A 24,825-nucleotide genomic window follows, 5' to 3' on the forward strand; every position below is an offset into this window, starting at 1 on the left:
CCTTAGCCCGCATGGGCGCTTGGGTTGATGAGCAATTGATCCGGGTTGCTGCTGGGTGCCGCGCTGGCCGGCCAGGTACTCCAGCCGAGCCGGAGGCCGCGGCCCCCGGCGCTCTCCAGCCTCAACGCCGGGGTTTCTTCCTTCTTCAATATCAGCCGCACGTCCCAGTCCAGGGCCGTGCCCGCGTAATTGCGCACCCAGGCCAGCAGGCGCTTCATGCTGTCCCCGCCGGGCAGCATGCGTTCGTAGTCGGCAAAGCCCATGGGGCCGATGACGATGCGGAATTTGTTCTGGCTGTCCCAGACCTTGCTGCCCAGGACGGTCGAAATGCCGAGCCGGTTGCCCTCTTCCATGGCGCCCAGGCGCGACTGGATTTCAACCGGCAGCCGCATCCAGTGGCCGACGAACTGCTCGACCCGCACCGGCAGCTTGAAATACTCGCGCAGGATGGACACCAGGCCGGACGCCGGGCGCGCGTTGTTCGCCAGCAGGCCGGCGAAGTGCAGCTTGGCGAAGTCGCCTATCTCGTCGCGCTGGCGCAGCGCCGGCGCGCCGATGCCGAACAGGCTGCCGACGAATTCGGCGTAGCGGTCGCTCTCTTCGCGGTCCAGGCTGATGGCCGGTTCGGCCTGCGCGCGGGCGCGGTAGAACAGCGAGAGCATGCGGTGGTGGAACACGTCCAGGAAGGCCATCAGGGTGCCGTCGCCGCCGTTGCGCAGGCGGTCGCGCACGTACTCGGTGATATGGGTCGGCATCGGGCCGTTGGCGCCCAGCAGGCCGAAGAAATTGACGGCCAGCCGCGCCCGGCTATCGGGACCGTTCGAGCCGGCGCGCAGGAACTGGCCCAGCGCGGTGGCGTGGAAGGTCAGCGACGGATCCTGGCCGAAGCGCACCGCGTCGTCGCGCGGGCGCAGCGAGGCGCCGATGCGCGGCAGTTCCGGATGCGCGTTCTCGATCAGCCGCAGCACCTGGAAGAAATCCATGCGCGCCGCATTGCGCTCCAGCTCGAGGTCCAGTTCTACAGGATCGCGCATGCGCCTCCCTTGGCCGGCCAGCGCATGATTTCTCCGCGCCCCACGGTGCGCACCACGGTCTCGGTGAAGGAATTGATGGACACGTACTGGGCGAAGAACTGCGCCAGCACGCCGCCCAGCAGGAAGGCGCCGGTGCCTTCGAAGGCCGCGTCGTCCAGCGTGACGGTGACCTGCAGGCCGCGCCCGAAGGTGATCGGACCCGGCGACGGCATGCGGCGCGTGATGCTGGAGGTGCTGATGGACTGCACGCCTTCGATCTGGCGCTGGCCATTCAGGTCGCCGGGATGGCAGTACAGCGACAGCATTTCGCGCAGCGCCACCGCGCCCTGGCGCGGGTCGCTGTCGGTCAGCGACAGGTAGTTCAGCGACAGGTGGTTCAGCAAACGCCACGCCACCGCGCCTTCGGCGAACGAGGCGTGCGGCTGGCTCGGGCCGGCGATGCAGCGCACCGCCGTCACCGGCGCGCCGGAGTCGAGGATGAAATCGGTCTTGCCCACGCCCAGCGGCATCGACAGCGGCAGGTCGCGGTTGGTGCACCAGACCTGCAGGCCAAGCTGGCGCAGGTCGCTGCGATACGGTGCCTCGGCCGCGTCGACGATGGAGATGAAGGTCTCGCTGCCGATGTAGCTCGAGCGCGGGCCCACCTTGCGCTGGCGCTGCGAGATCACGCGCGGCTCGCGCCGGATGTGGTAGAAGGCCTTGTCCTGGTGCAGGCCGCCGATATCCTTGGCCGTGTAGAAGGGACGGAAAGTCTGCTCGGCCTGGGGGCCGGTGCCGTAGCCGGTCACGTCGTCGATCTGGAACACTTCGAAATCCATCGGGCGTGTGCGGTCCACCAGCACGTGGTATTCGAACTGCTCGCCGCTGACATTGATGCGATCGGCGCGGCGCTGGAACAGGTTGACGGCGGGCGTGCAGTTGAGCGCGAAGTTGGAAGCGTCCAGCATCTGCTCGAGCTGGGCGTCGCCCCGGTTCAGCAGGATCACTATTTCGACCTCCGTCTCGGCGCAGCGGCCCAGCGCGCGCCGCAAGCCGCGCAATTCGACGAACTGGTAGCGCTGCGGGAAGGCGAAGTATTCCTGCAGCAGGCGGTAGCCCTGGAAGGTGCGCCGGCCGCTGGGCAGCAGCGCTTCCTCCTCGCTGTAGCCGAGCGGCGCCACCGCCGATTTCGGCAGCAAGGCGCTGCCGCCGACCGACGAGACCAGCACGCCCTCCACGCTGCCCAGTATCTTTTCGTAGATCTTGACCGGCATTTCGTCGCTGCCGCGCAGGTTCAGCGCCAGGCTGTCCATGTTCAGCGCGTGGAAAGGCAGGCCGCCCACGGTGCGCAGGCGCAGGCGGATGCCGGCCTTGACGTTGGGCGGCAACGACACGGGCGTGCCAAGCGGCGTGCCCGCCATGGCGCCGCTGTGGGTGAAGAATTTGGCTTCGGCCAGTTCCACCGGCCACATGGTCACATCGTGCGCGGTGCGGTACTCGCAGGCCGTGGTGTCGCCCTTGCCCAACACGCTGCGCATGGCGGTGCCGCGCGGGACCACGTAGCCCTCCTTCAAGGCGGGATTGCTCAGGTCCGGCTGCAGCTGCACCACCGCCATCGACGGCGTGGGCGCCAGGAAGTGCGGGTAGACCAGTTCCGACATATGCTGCGTAAAGCGCGGGAACTCGGAGTCGATCTTCATCTGCACGCGCGCGGCGAGGAAGCTGAAGCCCTCCATCAGGCGCTCGACATAGGGGTCGGCGCAGTCGAAGCCTTCCAGGCCGAGGCGGCCCGCGATCTTCGGGTATTCCTTGGCGAACTCGCCGCCCACTTCGCGCAGGTGCTGCAGCTCCTGGCTGTAATAGCGCAACAGGCGCGGGTTCATGCGGCAGCCCCTTTGGCGCCGGTGTTCTCGCTCAGGCGTATGGAGGCGCGGTCGATGTCCAGTTCCGTCTTCAGATACAGCCGTTCAGGGTAGGGTTGCGCCCACATATCGCCTTCGATTTCAAACATGATGGTATTGCCGTCCGACTCCTGTGCCACCGCCTTCACGCTCACCGAGGCGCGTATCAGGCGCGGCTCGAAATCCCAGATCGCCTGGCGGATGCCGCGTTCGAGGTCGGTCAGATTCATGCCGGCCACGGAGATGCCGGAGATGTCCGGCATGCCGTAGTTGACCACCGAGTTGGCCACGTGCGGCAGTTTCGTATAGTCGGTGACGGACAGCAGATTGGTCGTATTGAGCAGCCAGGCCAGGTCGCGCAGCACGCTTTCGCGCAAGGTGCGCAGCGACAGCACGCGCCGTTCGCGCGATTCGACGCCGCTTTCAGGCTCGTCGTCGGTCAGGCGGTCCAGCAACGAGGGCTGCAAGCGCTCGCGGGGCGCCAGTTCTGCCATTATTGCGTGTCTGCGCTGCCGGCGCTCGGGTCGAACTCGACGCTGCGCACGTCCATCAGCGCGTAATCGGCGGCGTCGGTGGCGAGCATGCGCTGGCCCAGGCCCACGCCGTCGCCGCTCCATTCGGTGCGGCGCGCCATTAACGACGCGTCGTCGGCGCCGGGCCGCACGGTGCCCGCGTAGCGCGTCGGGATCAGCCCGACCGTGCTGGCGCCGTTGGTCCAGGTGAAGGTGGCCGGCATCCAGACCTTGTCGCGCAGGTCGGCCGGCGCTTCGATGACGACCCGGCTCACGTGCTGCATCGGCACCCAGATGTAGCGCCCGTTCATGATCACTTCGAGCACCGGGCCGATGCGGGCGTCAGCGTCGGCCAGCCATTCAAAGCGCTCGCCGTTGATGCTGCCGGAGCTGGCCGGCGCGTCCTCGAAGGCGCGCGCGCGCGCCAGGGCGCCGCCGGCGGCGTTGCCCTCGCCTTCGAGCTTGAGCGCCTCGGCCACCAGGGCGATCCACGGCAGCGGCTCGCCGAACACCACGGGCAGGCGCTTGCCTGCGAAAATCTCGTCGCGCAGCGCTTCGCACTGGATTGCTTCGCGGTAGGTTTGCGCCATCGGCAGGTTGGCCGCGTCCAGCTCGGCGGCCACGTTCAACTGCGTCAGCGCGCGGTTCCACTGTCCCAGCACACATAGCAGCTGGAACAGGAAGGTACGGTATTTCGCGTTCGAGGGGTCTTTACGGATCTGGTCCTGCAGCGCGGCGAGCGCGGCGCCAAGCTGGCCATCACTAATAAGCTGTTGCGCGTCCATAAGGAAACCCTAATGAATTGTCATTCCCGCTTGCGCGGCGGTGCGCCGAGGCGAAACGACAGGATAACAATGTAAGCCGGGGCCACTGGGCCCCGGCATGCCGCGATTACTTGGCGATGTTGCCAGCGATATCCCAGTTGAAGATGCCGCCCGATGCGGTCACGCCTTTTTCGTTCTGCATGAAGTATTCCATCTTCACTTCAGCGAAGTTCAGGCTGACGTTTTCGGTCAGACGGTCTTCGCCGCCGCTGCCGCCTGTCGACAGGGACGTGACCAGCACCTTGGTCATGGTGATTTCCAGGTACTTCTGCTGGCCTTCGCCGGCTTTGCGCACCAGCAGCTTGGCCACTGGAATGTGGGAGCCCTTGGCCAGCGCGATCATCAGCGCCGGGGACGCCTTGTCCAGGTACTTGGTGATCGAGATGTCCTGGAAGTTGGCCTTGCCTGCGCCGCCGCCACCGCCCGCGTGGAAGGAACCGGCGTTGCTCGCGCCCCAGCTCCATGCCAGCACGTCGATATCGCCAGCTGCTTTTTGCGCGCTATCCTGGGTTTCGCCCTTGATAGTGGCGCCCATATTCAGGAACATGTCTATTGCCATTTTTATTCTCCTAGTGTGTGGACCGACTGAATTCAATTATTGGAAAAACTTGGCTGCCTGCCCTTAGCCGCCTTTGGCCGACGGCAGTTTCGATACCAGGCGCAGCGATACCGTCAGGCCTTCGAGCTGGTAGTGCGGCCGCAGGAAGAACTTGGAGGTGTAGTAACCCGGATTGCCTTCGACTTCCTCCAGGATCACTTCGGCCGCCGCCAGCGGTTTCATTGCCTTGGTTCCTTCGCTGGAATTGGCCGGGTCGCCGTCGACGTAACGGTTGATCCAGTTGCTCAGCCAGCGCTCCATCTCATCGCGCCCCTTGAAGGAACCGATCTTGTCACGCACGATGCACTTCAGGTAGTGCGCAAAGCGGCAGGTGGCGAACAGGTACGGCAGGCGCGCGCCCAGGTTGGCGTTGGCGGTGGCGTCCGGGTCGTCGTATTCGGCCGGCTTGTGCAGCGACTGGGCGCCGATGAAGGCGGCGAAGTCGGTGTTTTTCTTGTGCACCAGCGGCATGAAGCCGTTGGCCGCCAGCTCGGCTTCGCGGCGGTCGGAAATGGCGATCTCGGTCGGGCACTGCATGGCCACGCCGCCATCGTCGGTCGGGAAGCTGTGCACCGGCAGGCCTTCGACCGCGCCGCCGGACTCGATGCCGCGAATGCGCGAGCACCAGCCGTATTCCTTGAACGAGCGGTTGATGTTGACCGCCATGGCGTAGGCCGCGTTGGCCCAGGTGTAGTTCTTGCTGCCGGCGGCAGAGGTGTCTTCCTCGAAATCGAAGGCCTCGACCGGATCGGTCTTGGCGCCGTAGGGCTGGCGCGCCAGGAAGCGCGGCATGGCCAGGCCGACGTAGCGCGCGTCCTCGGACTCGCGGAAGGAGCGCCAGGCGGCGTGCTCCGGGGTCTGGAAGATCTTGGTCAGGTCGCGCGGGTTCGACAGCTCCTGCCACGATTCCATCAGCATCACCGACGGCGCGGCGGCCGCGATCAGCGGCGCGTGCGCGGCGGCGGCGATCTTCGCCATGCCGGCCAGCAGCTCGACGTCCGGCGCGCTGTTGTCGAAGTAGTAGTCGGCCACGATGGAGCCGAACGGCTCGCCGCCGAACTGGCCGAATTCTTCCTCGTACATCTTCTTGAAGATCGGGCTCTGGTCCCAGGCCGTGCCCTTGTACTTCTTCAGCGTCTTGCCCAGGTCGTTCTTCGACACGTTCATCACGCGGATCTTCAGCGTTTCGTCGGTCTCGGTGTTGTTGACCAGGTGGTGCAGGCCGCGCCAGGCGCCTTCCAGCTTCTGGAACTCGTCGGTGTGCATGATCAGGTTGATCTGCTCGGTGAGCTTCTTGTCGAGCGCGGCGATCAGGCTTTCAATGGTGCCCAGCACGTCGTTCGACACCAGGTTGGTGCCCACCAGCGCCTGCTCGGCCAGCGTCTTGACCGCGTTCTCGACCGCTTCCTTGGCCTTGTCCGATTGCGGCTTGAACTCCTTCTGCAGCAAGCTGCCGAAGTCGCTCATCTCCAGGGTGCCGGTCGCCCCTTGTTGTGCTTCTGTGCTCTGTGCCATCAATTCCTCCGTCGATTTATTCTTGCGGCTTCGGTGCCGAAGTCAGCGCCTGCATCAGCGCCGGTTCGTTCAGCAGTTTGCCGATCAGTTCCTCGGCGCCGGTCTTGCCGTCCATATAGGTCAGCAGATTGGACAGCTGGCCGCGCGCCTCGAGCAGCTTGTTCAGCGATTCCACCTTGCGCGCGATGGCGGCCGGGGTGAAGTCGTCCATGCTCTCGAAGGTCATGTCGACCGCCATATTGCCCTCGCCGGTCAGCGTGTTCGGCACCTGCACCGCCACGCGCGGCTTCATGGACTTGAGGCGCTCGTCGAAGTTGTCGACGTCGATCTCAAGGAATTTACGGTCCGCGACCGGCGCCAGCGGATCGGCCGGCTGGCCCGACAAGTCGGCCAGCACGCCCATCACGAAGGGCAGCTGTACGCTCTTCTCGGCACCGTAGACTTCGACGTCGTACTCGATCTGTACGCGCGGCGCGCGGTTGCGCGCGATGAATTTCTGGCTACTTTCTTTGCCCACGATTTACTCCTCCTAGTGATAGTTACTGCCCGGGTCAATATTCCTGCTGTGGTTCTTCCGCGCGCGGGCCGCTCACGACGAGCAGCTGCGTCAAGCCATCCGGCGCCAGGTCTTCCATGATTTCAAAGAAGTTCTTCGGCACCAGGCGCTTGGCGCGCTCCAGCAGCAAAGGCACGGGACTGGATGGTTCGTACTGCTGGTAATACTGGTTGATCTTGTCGAGCATGCGCACCACGTCGGCGCGGCTGGTGACCTCGCCGCTGATGGCGGCGCGCGCGGAACGGCCCGCGCCCGGCTGCGCGCCCTCCACGCCCTCGCCGTCGCCGGATGGCTCGCCGGTGGCGCCTTCATCGGCCCCGCCGGCGGCGCCCTGCGCGGCGAAGAAGTCGCGGCCGCGCCGCAGCAGGCGCACCAGCGCGTCCAGGTTCAGCGCCTGCGAGCTGCCCACCTGGCGCACCAGGATCAGTTCAATCTGCGCGGCGCTGTCGCAGGCGGCGGCCAGGCCGGCGCTGGCGGCAGCCACGCGCTGCGGATCGGCGTCACCCAGCGCGGCGTTGATGGAATGCAGTTCGAGCTTGGTTTCGCCTTCGGCCGGCGGCAGTTCGCCGTTGGCCACTTCGAGTTCGCGCAGCGAAAACGGGCCCAGGCCGGGCAAGGTCAGCAGCGTGGCTTCCTTCACTTCGCGCAGGAAGCCGCCGTCGCACAGGGTGGCCAGGGAATTGATGCGCAACATGGGATCCATGTCGTCGTCGGGGTCGAGCTGCGGGTGCACGCTGTCCCAGCGCTGGTCCAGCAGGCGCTCGACCAGCGCCAAGCCGCTGGCCAGGCCAGGCAAGCCATCGAGCGCCAGCAGCGCGCGCGACAGCGACACCACCACCCGCAAGTCGCGGCTGCGCTCGACCAGGCCCGAGGCCAGCCGCTTGACGACTTTCCACTCGGGCGGGACGGCGGGCGTGATCGTATCGCCGTACTGAACTTCCGGCTTGCCCAGGATGGCCTGTTCAAGTTCCAGGAAATCAGGGTCGTATTCAAGATTCGGGCCGCAAGGCGCATCGGCCTCGACGTCCAACAACAAGGAATCAATATCCACACCACCACCCATCTCTAACATAGAAGCCGCAGAACCCCCCGCACTGCAGTTGCGTTCATGACTATACTTGAAATCTATCCAAAAATTCCACTAAATAAATTACACCTTTGACATAATTTTGTTGTCTGTTTCGGATTGCTAGCGCGGCCAACTTATGCTTGCTAATTCCCATGGAGCGCAGCGATGAATTCACTGGCATGCTGAAAGCGGCCGGAAGGCGATTTCGACAAGCCGATATCGAGCACCGGCTGGAACGCCGCGCAGGCCGGCGGCAGCGGCGGCGGCGCATCGGTCAGCACCTGCTGCATCAACTGGAATGGCGTGCCTTCGTGGGGCCGGCGCCCGGCCAGCATTTCATAGAACACCACCGCCGCCGCGTACAGGTCGCTGCGCTGATCGGCCTGGCCGCGCATCTGCTCGGGCGCCATATAGCCCGGCGTGCCGTGCGCGCTGGCCGCGCCGGGTCCGCTGGCCAGGCCGAAGTCGGCCAGCTTGAGCCCGTCGCGGCTATCGAGCAGCAAGTTGGACGGCTTGATGTCGCGGTGGACCACGCGTTGGCCGTGCGCGTAGGCCAGCCCCTCCAGCAGTTGCGTCATCCACGCCACTGCCCGCGCGGCCGGCAGCGGACCGGCATCGAGCCGCTGGCGCAGCGTGGCGCCGTCCATATACTCCATCGCGAAATAGGGATCGCCCTGGTGGATGCCGCCTTCGAGCACCGCGACGATGCGCGGGTGGCGCAGCCCGGCGGGCGGAAAGGCGGGCTGCGGCGCCAGCTTCACCGCCACCGGTGCGCCGTCCGGCCCGTCGGCCAGCCACACGCGCGGGGCCAGCGCCCGCCGCAGCCGATAGCGGCCGGCGATATTTATTTGCATGTGCGGTGGATTACAAGGTTGTCATTCGCTTATCATACGACGAGACGTTTCTGCTATAAACTAAATCTTTCGCCTGCAACTCGACAGACACAATGAATGAATTGAAGCAGCTGGGCCGGTATCAGTTGTTGCGCGTGCTTGGGCGCGGCGCGATGGGCCTGGTCTATGAAGGTGTCGATCCGAAGCTGAACCGGCGGGTCGCCATCAAGGTCATCCACATGAGCCGGATCGACGATCCGGCGCTGCGGGCCGAGTATTCCTCGCGCTTCATCCAGGAAGCGCAGGCGGTCGCGCGCCTGAACCATCCCAACATCGTCACCGTGTACGATTTCGGCGAAGAGGACGGCGAAGCCTACCTGGTGATGGAACTGATCGCCGGCGAGGAGCTGGGCAGCTACTTCGACGACAGCCAGGTGTTCTCGCTCGACTTCACGCTGGAGGACTCGGTGCGCATGACGTGCGAACTGCTGGACGCGGTCGACTACGCCCACCAGCATGGCATCGTCCACCGCGACATCAAGCCCGCCAACGTGATGCTGAGCGGCCAGCTGCGCGTCAAGCTGACCGACTTCGGCGTGGCCCGCATGCAGGACGTGAACGCCAACCACACCGAGGCCGGCACCATGGTCGGCACGCCCAGCTATATGTCGCCCGAGCAGATCACCGGCCAGGCGGTCGGCCCGCGTTCGGACATTTTTGCGGTCGGCATCATCCTGTACCAGTTCCTGACCGGCGAGAAACCCTTCGTCGGCCAGGGGCTGTTCGCCGTGCAGCAGAAGATCGTCTACGAACAGCCGGAGCTGCCCAGCGTGCTCAGTCCCTTGATCAGTCCCATGTTCGACCGCGTGGTGCTGCGGGCGCTGGCCAAGCGCCCCGAGGACCGCTACCCGACCGCGCGCAGCTTCAAGGAAGACTTGAAACGGGCCCTGGACGGCGAGGAAGTGGATGTGGACGACACCATGCCGCCGCTGGCGCGCGCGCCCAATTCCTTCCTGGCCAGCGCCGGTTCGGGCGCCAGCGCGGGCACCGGCACCCGGCCGCTGCCCGGCACCCTGCCCGGCGCCGGCGCCGGCGACATCGACCCGGACGCTACCCAGATCTCGGGCGTGGGCCTGCCCTTCCCGTCCGGTCCCGGCGTCGACGACGATGCGACCGTGGTCACCACGCCGCCCGGCGTGCCCGCCAGCGGGAAGCGGTGATGAGTTCCGCCGAGGACAGGCTGCACTTCTTCAAACGCTTGCAGCTGCTGACCAACAAGATCCACGCCACGCAGGACATCGACGACATCATGCTGGAGATGTCGGCCGAGCTGTGCGAGCTGTTCCGGGGCGACCGGCTCACCATCTACGCGCTGTCCGAAGACAAGAGCAGCATGGTGTCCAAGCTCAAGACCGGCCTGGCCTCGTTCAAGCAGCTCAAGCTGCCGATCTCCGCGCAGAGCATCGCCGGCTACGCCGCGCTGTCGAAGAAGATGCTGAACCTGCTGGACGTGTACGACGAGGCCGAGCTGCGGCGGCACGACCCGGCGCTGTGCTTCCAGCAGGGCGTGGACCGGCGCACCGGCTACCGCACCGAGCAAATGCTGGTTGCGCCCATCCTGGCCGACGACGGCGCCGTACTCGGCGTGCTCCAGCTGATCAACAACCGCCAGGGCGGCGCGTTCGACGCCATGGTCGAGGAAGGCGTGCAGCACCTGTGCGACTCGATCGCGATCGCCTTCGCGCACCGCCACAAGGCGCCCGCGCGCGACCGCGGCCGCTTCGCCGGCATGCTGTCCGAATCGGTGCTGCCGCGCGCCCAGCTCGACCTGGCGCTGCGCAGCGCGGCCGCCCGCGGCGTCGACATCGAGGACGTGCTGCTGGACGAGCTGGCCGTCAAACCGGCGCTGGTGGGCCGCGCCCTGGCCGACTTCTTCGGCGTACCCTATTTCATGTTCCAGGTCGACCGGCGCCGTCCGCAGGGCCTGCTCGACAGTTTCAACCGCGAATACGTGGTGCAGAACCAGTGGATGCCGATCGAGGAAGGCCGCCACGGCCTGTTCATCCTGGCAGTCGATCCGGACCAGCTCAAGGCCAGCGGCGCGGTGCAGCGCGTATTCCCGCAGGCGACGCCGATCTACTGCGTGACCACACGGCGCGAATTCGGCTGGATGGTCAACCAGTTCTTCGGCGCCGAAACGCCGCACGCCGAGACGCCTCACGCCGAAACGCCGCAACCCGAAGCGCCACAACCTGACACGCCGCGCGCCGACGCTGTGCGCCCGCCTATACCTGCGTTGCCGGACGTCGAACAAACCCTGGTCGCCAGCGCCGTCGGCCCGCTCCTGATGAGCGCCGCGCAACAAGGCATCCGCGAACTTCACGTCACTACCACGCCCGGCCCGGACGGCGAGATCCGTTTCCAGGTCACGGGCGTGCTGCGTCCACCGAAAGCCTGATGTCCTACCCCATACAAAACAAGCTGGTCATCGGTATTGCATCCAGCGCCTTGTTCGACCTGAGCGCCTCGCACCAGGTCTACGAAGAAGGCGGCGAAGAGGAGTACCGCAAATACCAGGAAACCCATATCGGCACCATCCTGGGCAAAGGCGTGGCCTTCCCCTTCATCCGCCGCTTCCTCAACATCAACAAGCACTTTCCCGACCACAGCCCGGTGGAGGTGGTGCTCCTGTCGCGCAACTCGCCGGAGACCGGCCTGCGCGTGATGAAATCCATCGCCCACTATGGCCTGGACATCTCGCGCGCCGCCTTCGTCACCGGCAAGGCGCCTTACACCTATCTGCCCGCCTTCAACACCTCGCTGTTCCTCAGCGCGAACGCAGCCGACGTGGCCGGTGCGCTGGCAAACAACTACCCGGCGGGCCTGGTGCTACCCTCGCTGATCGACGACGACGAGGACGACCTGGAGTTGCGCGTGGCATTCGACTTCGACGGCGTGATCGCCGACGACGAATCCGAAACGGTCTTCAAACGCAACAACGACGTGCAGGAATTCCATGCCCATGAAACCGAGCGCGTGGCGATACCGCACCGTCCCGGCCCGCTTGCGGACCTGTTCCGCAAGCTGCACGTGATGCAGCGCTACGAATCCGCGCTGGCGCGCCGCAACCCCGGCTACAAGCGCATCCTGCGCATCGCCATCATCACCGCGCGCAGCGCGCCGTCGCACGAACGGGTGGTGACCACGCTGAAGAACTGGGGCGTATCGGCCAACGAGACCTTCTTCCTGGGCGGCATGGAGAAAGCCCGCGTACTGGCCATCCTCAAGCCGCATATCTTTTTCGACGACCAGCTCAGCCACCTGAAGTCCGAAGGCGGCACCATCCCCATGGTGCACGTTCCGTTCGGCATTGCAAATCTAAAAAGTGAATAGAAGTGTTGCGTTATAGCCCTAGTGACAATTCACGTATTTTGCGGCATGCTGCGTCACTATATTGAAGCAGCACAACCACAAAGGAGCAATCGTGAAACGACTCGTACTCGCAAGCTTGCTGGCCTGCGCCAGCCTGACAGCATTCGCCGGCGACGGCGCGCACTGGACCTACTCCGGCGCCGAAGGCCCGGACCAGTGGGCCAAACTCAGCGCCGACAACTTTGCCTGCAGCAGCGGCAAGAACCAGTCGCCGGTCGATGTAAGCGGCACCATCCAGGCGGCCCTCAAGCCATTGAAGATGGAATACCAGGCTGGCGGCAATGAAGTGCTCAACAACGGCCACACGCTGCAGGTGGGCTTCGCGCCCGGCAGCGCGCTGTGGCTGGACGGCGAGCGCTTTGAACTGAAGCAGTACCACTTCCACGCCCCCAGCGAAAACCTGATCGCCGGCGTGTCCTACCCGCTGGAAGTGCACCTGGTGCACGCCGACAAGGACGGCAACCTGGCCGTGGTCGCGGTAATGTTCAAGGAAGGCGCTGAAAACAAGGCCCTGAAGGCCCTGTGGCCGCAACTGCCGAAGGAAGCCGGCGCCAAGGCCGCCCTGGCCACGCCGCTGAGCGCCGCAGCCCTGCTGCCCACCAAGCGCGCCTACTACCGCTTCAGCGGCTCGCTGACCACGCCGCCATGCTCGGAAGGCGTGCGCTGGCTGGTGATGAAGAGCCCCGTGACGGTGTCGAAGGAGCAGGTGTCGTCGTTCGCGGAACTGATCCATCATCCGAACAACCGTCCGGTGCAGCCGCGTAACGGACGTCCTATCCTGAATTAATCAGACCGAAAGCCGCACCATGGATCCTATCGAGCTCCCGGAACCGAAGGGCTCCAGTGCGGCCAGCAGGAAGCTGAACGTTTTGGTGGCCATCACCGTCGCGCTGCTGGCCACCTTTATGGGCATATGCAAAGTCAAGGACGACAACATCTGCCAGCAGATGCAGCAACTGCAAGCGAACCGCATCGACCACTGGAATTATTATCAGGCGCGCAATGTGCGCGAAGAAGTGGCCAAGGCAACGCTGGTGCAGCTGAAACTAAACCAGATGGGCCGCCCGGAAGCCGAACAAGCCGCCTACCGGGACGCCATCAAGCAGTACGACGCACTGGTCGCCGACCAGGAAAAAAAGAAGTCCGACGTCAAAGCCCAGGCCGAACAGGATCAACGCGACTACGACGCCGCCAACTTCAAAGACGACCAATTCGATCTGTCCGACACCTTGCTGGCCATCGCCATCGCGCTGCTGGCCATCACCTCGCTGACCGAGGTGTTCGGCCTGTACCTGGTGGCGATGGTGCCGACCGCCTTCGGGGTGCTGATGGGCGTGGCCGGCCTGGCTTCGTGGCCCATCCATCCCAACGGGCTGGTGGCGCTGCTGTCCTGATTCCGGCCCGCCTCAGGCGCGTACCGGCAAATCGGCCATGGCCCAGACACCCATGCGTTTGGCGCCGCCCTCGTCCAGCATCATGCGCGGCGCCGGCAGGTTGAACGGCGCGGCAGTCAGGTCCAGCGCCTGCCAGCCGCCGGCGGGTATCCACGAGTTGCGGCCCACGGCGTGCGTAGTGGCGATCAGATAACGGGCACCGCTGGCGCGGAAACGCTCCAGCGCCATCGTCACCGCGTCCAGCGGCAAATGCGTCAAACAGTCACGGCACAGCACCGCGTCGGCCTGTGGCAAGGTGGCGGTGACGATGTCCGCCTCCGAGAACAGGCAGTGTGTCTGTTCCTTGAAGCGCGTGCGCAGCTCGGCGACCAGTTCCGGCACGATGTCGAAACCCAGGTAAAGGCGCAGCCCCGCCGCCGTCTCCTTGCACCACTGGACGTCGCCGCAGCCGGCGTCGGCCAATATCCGCACCCCGAGAAAATCCAGCACTTGCGGCAGCCATCCCCGCAGCGCCACGGTGGATGCCAGCGTGGAGCCGCCGCCGGAACGGGACTCCACGCCGCCCCAAAGATTGTCGCGCCAGATCCGGCCGAACACCGTCTGCCGCGCAGCGGCCTGGCTCGCATGGCCGGCGGCCAGCTCCGGCTTCACCAGAGGGCGCCCGCGATGCAGCCTGGCGCGGAAGTCGAGGCCTGAGTAAGTTTCGTATTCGGCCAGCGAGCGCACAGTTCCCAGTCCATGGCGCTCGATGTCGACCAGGTCGGCGCCTTCGCGGCTGCGTTCTATTCCGAGCAGATGACGTACGCGTTTGCGGGCGTGCTGATTGAGGACGTCCCAATCACTTTGATCCTTCCAGTGCCGAGGGCGCTCCGGACGGCGGCCGTAGTCGTGGTAGGCCACCACGGCATTGGGCACGAATATGTCCCAGCCGCTGGTCCACAGGCGCGCCGCCAGCGTGATTTCCTCTCCCTCGAAATACAGATACGGGTCGTAGGGCACCTCGGCCACCACGCGTCCGGCCGCGAAGATCAAGCCGGCGCCGATATGGGCATTGCGCTGCGGTGAGGGCGGCGCGTCCTTCATGCTGGCGATCTCGGAGCGCTGGGCCAGTACGCCGGTTTCGTCGAATTCTTTCGGATGGATCGTCACCACGCCGTCGGCGCCATAGGTGTCGGGCGGCGTGAACGCGAGCGGATAGGTCGACAGCAGCGGCCGCGCGCTGTCGCACTGCGCCAGCATGGCGATCAGCACATCGTCCCAGCCGGCCACGAAGCGCATGTGGCTGTCCACTTGCAGATAGTAATCCTCGCCCTGCCACAGTGTCTGCACCTGGGCGCGCGCCCAGCATGCGCCTTTGCTGTCGGCCGCGTGCACACGGATGGTGCGCACTTGCTCGGGACGGGTCTCCAGCACAAAGCAGTCGTCGTCCTCGAGCGGCACCGACTGCCAGCAAATGCCGATAAAGACCCGCTCGGGATGGGCAGCCTTTTCAAACAGGTCGCGCACCGTGTTCTGGCAATCAGGGTCGCGGTAGCTGGCGATGGAAACGAAAATGGTGGGTTGCAAAACGGCGCTGTCCATGGAATCCGGTGGAAATGGTGCGCCTGGAGCCAGGCGCACCGTGTTGCGTCATGCTACCACGCGACCTTGTCGGAAGGATCGAGCGCGGCGAGGTGGTGATTGTCCGCAGCGGCCTGGCCATGGCCGTGTCCCGCCGAGTGGTCTTGCGCCGCCGAGTGGCCGTCCACCATGTGCTGGCCATCGATCTCCTCCGTCCAGGCGCCGCCTTGCGCGCCGGCCGCCTCGTGGTTGAAGTCCATTTCGATCACGTCGGCCCAGTTCCCGCCACCAAGCGCGGCTTGGTGGGAAACGTCGCCGAAGTCGAACAGGTCGGCATCCGGTCCGGCATCAAGCGCGCCGTGCGTTGCCGGCGCCGATCCGCCTTCGCTGTGCTGGCTCAGGCCAAGCGATGGCTCCTCGTGCAAGGACTGCACCTGGGCTTTCGCGCTGTCGCCGTCGGCGAGCGTATGGCTTGCGGAGGCCGAGTTACCGCTGCCATCCGCATCGTCGGCCTTCATGGCGCTGACTTTCGCTTTGCCGTTGCCGTTGCCGTGGCTGCCGCTTCCGCCGCCATTTTCATTGCCGTTGCCGTTGCCGTTGCCGTTGCCATTATTGGCTGGAGCCTCAGTCGGCGCAGGGGCGCTGGTCGATGCCGGCGCGTCGGTGGCCGCAGGCGTCAGGCCGCCGCCAGCGTTCTCGGCGTTGTTGTGGCTGCCCGAGTTTCCTGGCGCGGCCTGATCGCCGTTGCCGTGGCCATTGTTGGCGTGCGAACCGTTTGGCGCCTCGGTCGGCTCAGGCGTACTGGTCGGCGCTGGCGTCTCCGTTGGCGCAGGCGTAGATGCCGGGTCGCCGCTGGCGTTCTCAGCATTGTTGTGGCTGCCCGAGTTTCCTGGCGCCGTCTGGTCGCCGTTGCCATGCCCGTTATTGGCGTGCGAGCCGTCTGGCGCGTCGGTCGGCTCGGGCGCACTGGACGGCGCTGGCGTTTCGGTCGGCTCCGGCGCCTGGGTTGGCGTTTGATCGCCACCTGCATTCTCCGCATTGTTATGGCTGCCTGAATTTCCGGGCGCAGTCTGGTCACCGTTGCCATGGCCATTGTTCGCGTGCGAGCCATCCGGCGCACCGGTAGGCGCAGGTGTGCTGGTCGGCTCTGGCGTCTCGGTTGGTGCCGGCGTACTGGTAGGCACTGGCGTCGGGGTAGGAGTCAGGCCGCCGCCGGCGTTCTCGGCATTATTATTATCACCAGAGTTACCGGGCGCCGTTTGGTCGCCGTTGCCATGGCCATTATTTGCGTTCGAGCCGTTAGGTGCATCGGTCGGCGCAGGTGTGCTGGTAGGCGCTGGCGTGTCGGTCGGCACAGGCGTATCTGTTGGTGCTGGCGTCTCCGTTGGAGCCTGACCGCCGCCTGCGTTTTCCGCATTATTGTGCTCACCAGAGTTTCCTGGCGCATTCTGATCGCCGTTGCCATGACCGTTGTTATCATGCGAACCATCTGGAGCCTCAGTAGGCTCTGGCGTTTCGGTTGGCGTCGGGGTTTCCGTTGGCGCTGGGGTCTCGGTTGGCGCAGGCGTCTCCGTTGGCGCAGGGGTTTCCGTTGGCGCAGGCGTCTCCGTCGGCGCTGGGGTCTCCGTTGGCGCTGGGGTTTCCGTTGGCGCTGGGGTTTCCGTTGGCGCTGGGGTCTCCGTTGGCGCTGGGGTCTCCGTTGGCGTTGGGGTCTCCGTTGGCGCTGGGGTCTCCGTTGGCGTTGGGGTCTCCGTTGGCGCTGGCGTCTCCGTTGGCGTTGGGGTTTCCGTTGGCGTTGGGGTTTCCGTTGGCGCAGGCGTCTCCGTTGGCGTTGGGGTCTCCGTTGGCGTTGGGGTCTCCGTTGGCGTTGGGGTCTCCGTTGGCGCTGGCGTCTCCGTTGGCGTTGGGGTTTCCGTTGGCGAAGGCGTCTCCGTCGGCGCCGGGCTCTCCGTTGGCGCCGGGGTTTCCGTTGGCGCAGGTGTCTCGGTTGGCGCAGGCGCCTCCGTCGGAACCGGGGTTTCCGTTGGCGCTGGAGTCTCGGTTAGCGCTGGCGTCTCCGTTGGCGCTGGCGTCTCCGTTGGCGCTGGCGTCTCCGTTGGCGCTGGGGTTTCCGTTGGCGCTGGGGTTTCCGTCGGCGCAGGTGTCTCCGTTGGCGCTGGAGTTTCCGTTGACTCAGGCGTCTCCGTTAGTGCTGGGGTTTCCGTCGGCGCCGGTGTCACAGTAGGCGCTGGGGTGTCGGTTGGTACTGGCGTTGGCGTCGAAGTTTGGCCGCCGCCAGCGTTTTCCGCATTATTTTTGTCTCCAGAATTGCCTGGCGCGCTCTGGTCGCCGTTTCCGAAGCCGTTGTTCTCGTGTGAGCCATTTGGTGTATCGGTCGGCGCAGGTGTGCTGGTAGGCGCTGGCGTTTCAGTTGGGTTTTGGCCGCCACCCGCATTTTCTGCATTGTTGTGGCCACCAGAGTTTCCGGGCGCGTTTTGATCACCGTTGCCGTGGCCGTTGTTGTCATGCGAACCATTAGGAGCTTCAGTTGGCGCTGGCGTGCCCGTAGGCGCTGGCGTGTCCGTCGGCGCGGGGGTTCCGGTCGGAGCCGGGGTCTCGGTTGGCGTCGGCGTCCCAGTCGGAGCTGGCGTCTCGGTTGGAGCAGGCGTCTCGGTGGGCGCGGGCGTCTCAGTTGGTGCTGGCGTTTCAGTAGGCGCTGGCGTTTCTGTCGGAGCTGGCGTCTCGGTGGGCGCTGGCGTCTCGGTCGGAGTTGGCGTCTCGGTAGGCGCTGGAGTCTCAGTCGGAGCCGGCGTCTCGGTAGGCGCTGGAGTTTCAGTCGGAACTGGAGTCTCAGTCGGAGCCGGCGTCTCAGTAGGCGCTGGAGTTTCAGTCGGAACTGGAGTCTCAGTCGGAGCCGGCGTCTCGGTAGGCGCTGGAGTTTCAGTCGGAACTGGAGTTTCAGTCGGAGCTGGCGTTTCGGTAGGCGCTGGAGTTCCAGTCGGAACTGGAGTTTCAGTCGGAGCTGACGTTTCGGTGGGCGCTGGCGTGCTCGTTGGAGCCGGCGTGGTTGTTGGCGCAGGCGTGTCGGTCGGCGCTGGTGCTGATGTCTCGGTTGGAGCTGGCGTCTCGGTTGGAGCTGGCGTCTCGGTTGGAGCTGGAGTCTCGGTTGGAGCTGGCGTCTCAGTTGGAGCTGGCGTCTCGGTCGGCGCCGGCGTGGCCGTTGGTGCCGGCGTTTCGGTTGGCGCAGGTGTCTCGGTTGGAACTGGCGTTTCGGTCGGAGCTGGCGTCAGATTCGGCGCCGGCGTCGCGGTCGGAGCTGGCGTGTCAGTCGGTGTTGGCGTTTCGGTCGGGGCCGGCGTCGCTGTTGGAGCAGGAGTATCGGTTGGTGCTGGCGTAGCCGTTGGTGCTGGCGTAGCCGTCGGTGCTGGCGCATCGGTTGGCGCTGCCGTAGCCGTTGGCGCTGGCGTATCGGTTGGCGCTGGCGTATCGGTTGGTGCTGGCGTATCGGTTGGTGCTGGCGTAGCCGTTGGCGCTGGTGTATCGGTTGGTGCTGGCGTAGCCGTCGGTGCCGGCGTATCGGTTGGTGCTGGCGTAGCCGTCGGTGCCGGCGTGTCGGTTGGCGCCGGTGTGTCGGTTGGTGCCGGCGTATCGGTTGGTGCCGGCGTATTGGTCGGTGCGGGCGTCTCCGTCGGTGCCGGGGTGTCGGTCGGCGCCGGGATTCCGGTCGGCGCAGGCACACCTGCCGTGGCTGGCGCTCCGCCAAGGCCGACGGCATTCGACGATCCCTGCGACGCTCCGGTCGCCGCTACGTCCGGATTCTGCGGCGCAGCGTTGGCTGCATTGTCTGCCGCTCCGCCTGCCTGCACCCCGCCGTTGCCTTGGCCCTGTCCGCCGAGCTGAATGTCCGCTTGCGGCAACACCTGGTCGACAAAGGGCACGCCCAGCTGGCCGCCGGTGCTGCCGGTTGCTATGGTCCCAATAGCCAGCCCGTCTCCGGCCCCACCTGCGGCAGCCGGCAGTCCCTGCTCGTCCGGAGCACCTTCCGGCGCCACTTCCTGGGCGCGCCTGTCGTTGGCGCCCAGGTCGCCCTGCACGTTCTCATTGCCGGTGTTGTCCACCCGCTCCGGCGCTTCGCCCATCTTGTCGGTACGGCTGGTGTCGCCCAGTCCCTGGCCGCGACTCAGTACGGTCAAATCGTCGAACAGTGCCGCCTCGCTCTGCGGGTTGGCCCCGGCGCCGGACTGCGGCGGACGGTTATCGGCACTGTTGTTGTTTTGGTCGTCGCTGGCCATGAGAATTTCCTAGAAGCATATTTTGATACCCGAGTATAACTTCTCCTTTCGTGCCGTTCCACACGGCCAGAGGTTATAGCCGGCGCCCCGGTACCGGCGCCTAGCGTTCGCGGAACGAGTGCGAGAACATGTCCAGCAAAGGCTTGGACAGATAGGACAGCACGGTCTTCTCACCGGTGAGGATCTCGGCCTCGACCGCCATGCCCGGCTGCAGCGGATAACGCCCGGCCTGACGGCCCACGTACGGCTGCGGCAGCGAGACCCAGCCCCTGAAATACGGCCGGCCATCCTCGCCCACCACGCTGGTGGCCGTCACGCGCTTGAGCTTGCCCTCGGCGAAGCCGAAACGGGCGTAGTCGAAACTGGTCACGCGCAGGTTGACCGGCTGGCCCACCGTCACGTAGCCGATGTCCTTGGGCGCGATCCGCACCACCGCTTCCAGCGGCACATTGTCGGGCACGATTTGCAGCATCAGGCCGCCCGGCGGCACCACCTGCCCCACGGTCAGCACTTTCAGATCCTGCACGTAGCCGCGCGTGGGTGCGCGCACCACCAGGCGGTCCACCCGCGCCTGCAGCCTGGCCACCGATTCACCCACCTCGGCCAGTTCGGCGCTGACCACGCCCAGCTCGGCCAATGCTTCCCGCCGCAGCTGGTTGGTCGCGTCGACCCGGCGGCTGCGGATTTCCTCCAGTTCCTGCTCGGAGACCTTGATGTCCGAGCCCACCCGGGCCACTTCGCCTTCGGCGCTGACCTTGGCGCGCCGCGTCTCGAGCAGCACCGAGCGGTTGACCAGCTTGCGGTTGGCCAGGTCCTCGCGCATCGAGGCCAGCTCGCCGGTCAGCCCTTGCTGTTCCTGGGCCATGGACAGGCCCTTGCGCAGCTGCTGCAGGCGGTCGCCGCGCTGGCTGATCTGGTGGTCCAGGATGGCCAGCGCGGACTCGCGGCTCTTGACCTGGGTCTGGTAAATCTGCTGCTGGTGGCCGACCAGCTCGGGATGGTCCGGCGCCAGCGCGGCGAAATTGGGCGCACGCTGCTCGACATAGGCGCTCAGCCGTTCAGCCCGCAGCCGCAGCGACACCATGCGCACGGCGGTCTGGCGCAGATCGGCCTGCGCCTGCGCGCCGTCCAGGCGCACCAGCACCTGGCCCTGCTGCACCAGCGCCTTTTCCTCGACCAGCACCTCGGCCACGGCTCCGCCGTCGAGATGCTGCACCACCTTGATCTGCCCGGAAGGCGCCACCTCGCCCGGCGCGCGCGCCACTTCGGTGATATCGGTCACGGCCGCCCACACCATGAACAGCAGCACCACCACCGCCACCAGCCCGAGCAGCGGACGCACGAAGGCTGGCACCAGCTCCTCCTCTACCCGCACCGCCTCCGACAACAGGCGCCGCTCGCGCCCGCCCATGCCGCCCCGGGCGGACCCGCCCGACCATATTTGTTGGATTATCTTCTTCATCATCAGCCCAGTCCCGCCATTACGTTAGTCTTCACACTGTCGAACGGCCCCATCGCCGTCAGCGCGCCATTCTTCATACAGATCACCGCATCGGCCATGCGCATATGGCCCGGGCGGTGCGATACCACCAGCAAGGTGCTGCGCCCGCGCAGCCAGGCGATGCAGCGCAGCAGCGCCTGTTCGCCGGCCTGGTCCATGCCGGTGCCCGGCTCGTCGAGCAGCACCACGGCTGCCGGCTTGAGCATGGCGCGCGCCAGCATCAGGCGCTGCCGGAAACCGTAGGGCAGCTGCTCGCTGCGGCTATTGGAAATGCGCGTCTCGAAGCCCTGCGGCAGCGCCGCGATATCCTCGGCCAGGCCAGCCATCTCCACCGCCCACTGCACCTCTTCCATGGTGGCCACCGGATGCACCAGCGTCAGGTTTTGCAGCACGGTGCCGTGGAACAGCTCGCAGTTCTGCGGCATGTAGCTGACGCCGCCGCGCAGTTCGGGCGCCGCCAGCTGGCGAATGTCGACCTGGTCCAGCCGGATGGTGCCGGCCTGCGGCGAGTACACCCGCACGATGAGCTTGAGCAGGGTCGACTTGCCGGCCCCGTTCGGTCCGGCGACCACCACCATCTGGCCCGGCGTCACCGTGAAATTGATGCCCAGCAGCGCCGGATCGGCGTCGTTGGCGTAGCGGAACGAGACCCGCGAGAACGCCAGTTCGCCGCCCATGGCCGGGCGCGCGGCCGGCTTGATGCCGGTGTCGCGCTCGGTCGGCATGCGCATCAGGTTCTCGATCTGGCGCCGGTTGGCGCCTATCCGCACCAGCGCGCTGGCAGCCTGGAAGATGTTCTGGATCGGCCCGGTCAAGCGCCACACGATCATCATGGTGGCCATCATGGCGCCGCCGCTGAGCGCGCCGCCGATGGCCAGGTAGGCCGAAACGGCCATCGCGAACAGGCCGGCGCACATGCCCAGCACCTGCGCCACGCCGGCCGTGCGCACGCGCAGCTGCTGGTCCTCGAAGCCGGCCAGCACGGCCTTGCCGCTGACGCCGTGGAAGCGCTGCAGCCAGGTGCGCGCGGCGCCGGCGCTGCGGATCAAGCGCATGCCCGCCAGCACCTCGTTGAGCAAGGCGCTGCGTTCGGCCGTCAGGCGCGATGCGCGCGCCATCGCGGCCTGGTTCCAGCGCCGCCCGCCGAACCACAGCGCGGCATAGATGGCCACCGCCGCCAGCAGCACCACCACCGCCCACGGATTGATCAGCGCCAGGGCCACCAGCATGACGACACTGGCGGGCAGCTCGAAGGCGATCATCACCAGCGGACCGAGGAAGAATTCGCGCAGGCTCTCCAGGTTCTTGATGCGCTCGACCTGGCGCGCGCTCGACGCGCCCTCGGTGGCGCTGGCCGGCAGGCAGACGATGCGTTCGAACAGGCTGGTGCCCAGCAAATATTCGGTACGCCCGCCGACGTAGGCCAGCACCCGGTTTTTCAGGCCGCGCAGCAGCCAGTCCAGGCCTATCGTCAGCAGCACGCCCAGGGTCAGCATGGCGCCCAGCTTGAGATCGCCGCTCGGGATCACGGTGTCGTACACGGTGCGCACGAACAGCGGCGGCATCAGCGCCAGAGCCGTGGAGGCCACGGTCAGGCCCAGGACCAGCCCCAGGTGCTTGCGCAGGCGCCACACCAGGCCGCCGAACCAGCTGTCGCCGCCGTGCGCCGGGACGCCTTGCGGCGGCGCCACGAACAGGTAGGCCGCGCCGGCCAGCGCCTGCTCGCCCTCATCGAGCAAACGTTCGCCGCCGCTACCGCCGTCGAACACGCGCAAGCGGCCGTCGGCCATGCGGCCCAGCACCACCAGCGCCGGTTTGCCGGCGGTCAGGAACAGGCAGGGCGTCAGGCGCGCGTCCAGCGTGGCCAGCTCGGCCTCGAAATGGCGCGGCTGCCAGCCCAGGTTGGACAGCACGCTGCACAAGCCGGTCAAATCCAGCTGCTGCGCCAGATGCGGCAGCGCGTCGGCCAAATGGCGCGGCCGTCCTTGCCACTGCAGCGCGTCCAGCAGCGGCGGCAGGCACAGGGCCAGGTCGGACGGCACCGCGTATTGGCGCGCCACCAGCGCCGCCAGGCCGGCAGTCCGCTCCGGCCGGGGCGGCATGGCCGGTGCCGGCGCGCCGGCATCGGCGCCCGTGTCGGCCAGTGTGCCTGGACGCAGGGTGCCGTCGGCCAGCGTGTAGACGTGGTCGGCCAGCGACAGCATCGAAGGCCGGTGCGTGACCAGGATCATGGTGCGCACGCCCTTCCAGGCCGCCAGGTAATCGCGCAGGCGCTTGTCGCCGTCCATGTCGAGCGAGATGTTGGTCTCGTCGAACAGGATCACGCTCGGATCGTGGACCAGCGCGCGCACGATGGCGATCATCTGGCGCACGCCTTCCGGCAAGGTCTCGCCCTGCCCTTCACCGAGCTGGGTTTCATAGCCGGCTTTCATGCCGGCCACCAGCCGGTCCAGCCCCATGTCGCGGGCCGCCGCCAGCGCCTGCTGGTTCAGGGCGGGCTCGAACATGGTCAGATTGTCGAGGATGGTGCCGGCCAGGATCTGGCCGGACTGCGGCAGGAAGGCAATCTCCTTGTGGATGCTTTCCGGCGCGCTGTCCGCCAGCGGCCGCCCGTCCAGCAGCACCTGGCCGCTGTCGGGTTGCTCCAGGCCGTTGATCAATGACAGCAAGCTGGTTTTGCCGCTGCCGCTGCCGCCCTGGATGGCGATGCACTGCCCCGCCTGTACTTGCAGCGACAGGCCGGCAAACAGCGCCGCGCCGCCATGGCGCAAATGGATGTCGCGCAATTCGAGCCCCTGCGTGACCGGCGCCAATGGCAGCAGGCCGGCGCCGTCTTCGCACGGCAGGGCCATGATGTCGTTCAGGCGCTGCTGGGCGGCGGCGAAGGACTGGTAGCGCAGCCACACGGCCAGGCCGCGCCGCAAGGGTTGCAGCGCCCGCACCGACAGCAGCATCACGGCGGCCAGGCCGCCCGGCGTCATCTGGCCGGCGATCACGGCCGCGGAGCCGGCGGCGACCACCGCCACCACCATCACTTGCGAGAACAGCGTGCCCAGGTCGCCGGCGCGCGCGCTGCTATTGGTGAGCTGCTCGCCGATGCCGGCGTTGGCCTCCTGCAGGCGCTCGTAGCGGCGCAGCATCAACAGCTCCATGGCCTGGGTCTTGACGGTATGGATGTTGGCCAGCACCTCGGCCAGGAAACTGCTGCGGCGGTCGTCGAGCAGTTGGCGCTGTTCGATCTGCGCGCCAAGTCGCCGCCCGAAGCGCAGGCTCAGCGCCGCGAACAACGCCAGCAACACCGCCGGCACCAGGGCCACCCAGCCGCCGATGGCGAGCACGATGGCCAGGAACAGCAGCACGAAGGGCAGGTCGAACACTACCAGCAGCGCCTGTCCGGAATAGAACTCGGCCACCCGCGTGCTGGCCAGGATGCGCTCGGCGTAGGTGCCGGCCTCCTCGGTCCGGAAGCGGCGCATCGGCACCGCCAGCAGGCGTTCCAGCGCGGCCGTCGCCGTGGTGTGCTCATAGCGTATGCCGAGCCAGCCGGTGATCGAGGCGCTGACGGTGCGCAGCACTTCTTCCAGCAGCAGCGCCACCACGATGCCGGTCACCAGCAGCGCCAGCGTCTCGAGCGCCTGGTTGGCGACCACCCTGTCCATGATCTGCAGGATGGCCAGCGGCAGGCCCAGTGACAACAGATTGGACAGCAGCGCCGACAGGGCCAGGCCGGGCGCGGCCCGGCGCAGGTCGGGCGAGCGCAGCACCTGGCCCAGCGGGCCGTCCAGCTGGGAGGGGCGCGGCGTAGGCGCGGTCGGCTTGTCGGCCTCGGTAGTTGTGGTGTTCATG

General features: G+C 66.5%; 19 protein-coding genes. 6 read left to right on the forward strand and 13 right to left on the reverse strand.

Annotated features, from left to right (window positions below):
• Nucleotides 1-2: 2 nt before the first annotated feature.
• The 9 genes from tssG to ACSQ8Y_RS11170 all read right to left on the reverse strand — a co-directional run bounded on the left by tssG (nt 3) and on the right by ACSQ8Y_RS11170 (nt 8,842).
• On the reverse strand, nt 3-1,034 hold the full coding sequence (tssG, locus tag ACSQ8Y_RS11130) for a type VI secretion system baseplate subunit TssG (RefSeq protein ID WP_436266525.1): 1,032 nt from the start codon (nt 1,032-1,034) through the stop codon (nt 3-5).
• Entirely contained in the window at nt 1,019-2,896 is a 1,878-nt protein-coding gene (tssF, locus tag ACSQ8Y_RS11135) for a type VI secretion system baseplate subunit TssF (protein ID WP_436266526.1), read from the reverse strand. The genes tssG and tssF overlap by 16 nt, the downstream gene beginning before the upstream one ends.
• Nucleotides 2,893-3,408 carry a type VI secretion system baseplate subunit TssE gene (gene tssE / locus ACSQ8Y_RS11140; RefSeq protein WP_436266527.1) on the reverse strand — a complete coding sequence of 172 codons (516 nt, stop codon included), beginning with the start codon at nt 3,406-3,408 and terminating at the stop codon, nt 2,893-2,895. Before tssE ends, tssF begins: the two co-directional genes overlap by 4 nt.
• The gene (locus tag ACSQ8Y_RS11145) at nt 3,408-4,211 is read right to left on the reverse strand and encodes a type VI secretion system accessory protein TagJ (protein ID WP_436266528.1); all 804 of its coding nucleotides are present in this window, start codon (nt 4,209-4,211) and stop codon (nt 3,408-3,410) included. The genes tssE and ACSQ8Y_RS11145 overlap by 1 nt, the downstream gene beginning before the upstream one ends.
• A 106-nt stretch (nt 4,212-4,317) precedes the next feature.
• A complete protein-coding gene (locus ACSQ8Y_RS11150) occupies nt 4,318-4,809 on the reverse strand; it encodes an Hcp family type VI secretion system effector (RefSeq protein WP_436266529.1) in 492 nt (163 codons plus the stop codon).
• Between the two features lie 63 nt (nt 4,810-4,872).
• On the reverse strand, nt 4,873-6,363 hold the full coding sequence (gene tssC / locus ACSQ8Y_RS11155) for a type VI secretion system contractile sheath large subunit (protein WP_436266530.1): 1,491 nt from the start codon (nt 6,361-6,363) through the stop codon (nt 4,873-4,875).
• Nucleotides 6,364-6,379: 16 nt separating this feature from the next.
• Complete coding sequence (gene tssB / locus ACSQ8Y_RS11160) at nt 6,380-6,880, reverse strand: type VI secretion system contractile sheath small subunit (RefSeq protein WP_436266531.1); 501 nt, start codon at nt 6,878-6,880, stop codon at nt 6,380-6,382.
• Between the two features lie 34 nt (nt 6,881-6,914).
• Nucleotides 6,915-7,955: a type VI secretion system protein TssA gene (gene tssA / locus ACSQ8Y_RS11165; RefSeq protein WP_436266532.1), complete on the reverse strand. Its 1,041-nt coding sequence runs from the start codon at nt 7,953-7,955 to the stop codon at nt 6,915-6,917.
• A gap of 176 nt (nt 7,956-8,131) precedes the next feature.
• Complete coding sequence (locus ACSQ8Y_RS11170) at nt 8,132-8,842, reverse strand: serine/threonine-protein kinase (protein WP_436266533.1); 711 nt, start codon at nt 8,840-8,842, stop codon at nt 8,132-8,134.
• A gap of 92 nt (nt 8,843-8,934) precedes the next feature.
• Here ACSQ8Y_RS11170 and ACSQ8Y_RS11175 point away from each other — a divergent pair, with 92 nt between their 5' ends.
• The 5 genes from ACSQ8Y_RS11175 (at nt 8,935) to ACSQ8Y_RS11195 (ending at nt 13,647) form a co-directional block, all read left to right on the forward strand.
• Nucleotides 8,935-10,041: a serine/threonine protein kinase gene (locus ACSQ8Y_RS11175; protein WP_436266534.1), complete on the forward strand. Its 1,107-nt coding sequence runs from the start codon at nt 8,935-8,937 to the stop codon at nt 10,039-10,041.
• Nucleotides 10,041-11,279, forward strand: a complete 1,239-nt coding sequence (locus tag ACSQ8Y_RS11180) for a GAF domain-containing protein (protein WP_436266535.1) — start codon at nt 10,041-10,043, stop codon at nt 11,277-11,279. The genes ACSQ8Y_RS11175 and ACSQ8Y_RS11180 overlap by 1 nt, the downstream gene beginning before the upstream one ends.
• The gene (locus ACSQ8Y_RS11185; RefSeq protein WP_436266536.1) at nt 11,279-12,214 is read left to right on the forward strand and encodes a 5'-nucleotidase; all 936 of its coding nucleotides are present in this window, start codon (nt 11,279-11,281) and stop codon (nt 12,212-12,214) included. The genes ACSQ8Y_RS11180 and ACSQ8Y_RS11185 overlap by 1 nt, the downstream gene beginning before the upstream one ends.
• A gap of 91 nt (nt 12,215-12,305) precedes the next feature.
• Nucleotides 12,306-13,040, forward strand: coding sequence for a carbonic anhydrase (locus tag ACSQ8Y_RS11190; RefSeq protein ID WP_436266537.1), 735 nt, complete (start codon nt 12,306-12,308; stop codon nt 13,038-13,040).
• 19 nt (nt 13,041-13,059) lie between these two features.
• Nucleotides 13,060-13,647, forward strand: coding sequence for a DUF4337 domain-containing protein (locus ACSQ8Y_RS11195; protein ID WP_436266538.1), 588 nt, complete (start codon nt 13,060-13,062; stop codon nt 13,645-13,647).
• Nucleotides 13,648-13,659: 12 nt separating this feature from the next.
• Here ACSQ8Y_RS11195 and ACSQ8Y_RS11200 read toward each other — a convergent pair whose 3' ends face one another.
• A complete protein-coding gene (locus ACSQ8Y_RS11200; RefSeq protein WP_436266539.1) occupies nt 13,660-15,213 on the reverse strand; it encodes a GlcNAc-transferase family protein in 1,554 nt (517 codons plus the stop codon).
• Nucleotides 15,214-15,281: 68 nt separating this feature from the next.
• Entirely contained in the window at nt 15,282-16,391 is a 1,110-nt protein-coding gene (locus ACSQ8Y_RS11205) for a hypothetical protein (RefSeq protein ID WP_436266540.1), read from the reverse strand.
• Nucleotides 16,392-19,064: 2,673 nt separating this feature from the next.
• Between ACSQ8Y_RS11205 and ACSQ8Y_RS11210 the strand changes: the two genes are divergently transcribed.
• The gene (locus ACSQ8Y_RS11210) at nt 19,065-19,517 is read left to right on the forward strand and encodes a hypothetical protein (RefSeq protein WP_436266541.1); all 453 of its coding nucleotides are present in this window, start codon (nt 19,065-19,067) and stop codon (nt 19,515-19,517) included.
• Between the two features lie 61 nt (nt 19,518-19,578).
• On the opposite strand, the gene ACSQ8Y_RS11215 is transcribed toward ACSQ8Y_RS11210, so the two are convergent.
• Together ACSQ8Y_RS11215 and ACSQ8Y_RS11220 are read right to left on the reverse strand one after the other, a co-directional pair.
• Nucleotides 19,579-20,943 carry an HlyD family type I secretion periplasmic adaptor subunit gene (locus ACSQ8Y_RS11215; RefSeq protein WP_436266542.1) on the reverse strand — a complete coding sequence of 455 codons (1,365 nt, stop codon included), beginning with the start codon at nt 20,941-20,943 and terminating at the stop codon, nt 19,579-19,581.
• Complete coding sequence (locus ACSQ8Y_RS11220; protein ID WP_436266543.1) at nt 20,943-24,824, reverse strand: peptidase domain-containing ABC transporter; 3,882 nt, start codon at nt 24,822-24,824, stop codon at nt 20,943-20,945. The genes ACSQ8Y_RS11215 and ACSQ8Y_RS11220 overlap by 1 nt, the downstream gene beginning before the upstream one ends.
• Nucleotide 24,825: the final 1 nt, after the last annotated feature.

Source organism: Pseudoduganella sp. LjRoot289 (assembly GCF_964252925.1).
In the GTDB taxonomy this organism is placed as follows: Bacteria; Pseudomonadota; Gammaproteobacteria; order Burkholderiales; family Burkholderiaceae_D; genus Rugamonas.